This is a genomic window from Actinosynnema sp. NPDC023658, assembly GCF_040639995.1.
Lineage (GTDB): Bacteria > Actinomycetota > Actinomycetes > Mycobacteriales > Pseudonocardiaceae > Actinosynnema.
In genome coordinates this window covers 1-1,115 of the sequence record NZ_JBFAAX010001451.1, presented here as the reverse complement: position 1 = coordinate 1,115, position 1,115 = coordinate 1, and the positions used below count along the sequence as shown (strand labels likewise).

Below are 1,115 nucleotides of genomic sequence, written 5' to 3'. Positions count from 1 at the left end.
GGATTTCTTGATGCGCCAGAACAGACCTCGCACGCTATCCCAGCGCTTCGCCCGCGCAGCGCTGGCCGGCGCCGTACTCTTCGCGGCCATCGGCACGGTACAACCCGCCGCCGCAGAACAACCCGCCGTCGCGGCACAGTCGGCCGTCACGGCACAGTCGGCCGTCACGGCACAGCCGGCCGTCACGGCCGCGGCGGCCGCGGCCGCCGGCACCGTCGCGATCGCCTCGGTCGACCTGGCCGGGACGTGGAGCTTCACCCCAGCGGGCCGGGGGGCGACGTCGATCACCGTGCCCAGCGGCGGCTGGTACAAGCAGGGCTTCACCGACGTGAACGAGGCGGTGTACTCGCGCACCATCACCGTGCCGGACTCGGGTCAGCCGCAGTCGACGTGGATCGAGTTCGGCGCCGTCAATCACCAGGCGACGCTGTCGGTCGACGGCCGCGTGGTCGCCACCCAGACGACGGCGTTCACCCCGTCGAACTTCGACATCAGCGCATACGCGGCGCCTGGCACCACCCACACGATCACGGTGAACGTGAAGGGCCGCGGAGCGCTGAAGGCGTCCAATGGCCGGTACCTGGTGCCCGACGCCGCCACGTGGTCCGAGGCGATCCCGCAGGGGATCTTCGGGTCCGCGTTCCTGCGGGTGTACCCGGCGGTGTACGTCAGCGACACCTTCGTGCGTACGTCGGTGGCGAACAAGACGTTGAGCTACGACGTGTCGGTGCGTAACACGTCGGGCAGTTCCCGGTCGGTGACGTTGACCGGGTCGCTGTCGTCCACCAACGGAACGGCTTTCAGCTACCCGGAACTGCCCAGCCGTACGGTGACCGTGGCGGCCGGCTCGACCGTGACCGTGACCGTCGGGCCGGTCGCGTGGAACCTCGACAGCACCTCGTACTGGTGGCCCAACGTGCCGTACCGGTCGGGGTACCGGGCGCAGCTGCACGGGCTGACGGTGCATGCGGTCGCCGATGACGGGCGCACCAGCGACGCCACGTACCGGTTCGGGTTCCGGGAGGCCACCCAGAACAGTGACTACTACTACCTCAACGGCGTGCGCGTGAACTTCCGCGGCGACAACCTCCAGGGTGCCGACTACGACCGGGTCA

At 69.4% G+C, this 1,115-nt stretch carries 2 protein-coding genes; one reads left to right on the top strand and one right to left on the bottom strand.

All coding sequences use genetic code 11. From position 1 onward, the window contains the following. On the bottom strand, positions 1 to 288 hold a 288-nt coding region (locus tag AB0G02_RS41740; protein WP_360806579.1), incomplete at its 3' end, for a hypothetical protein. Position 289: 1 nt separating this feature from the next. Here AB0G02_RS41740 and AB0G02_RS41735 point away from each other — a divergent pair. Further along, a partial coding sequence (locus AB0G02_RS41735; RefSeq protein ID WP_360806576.1) for a sugar-binding domain-containing protein occupies positions 290 to 1,115 on the top strand: 826 nt, incomplete at its 3' end.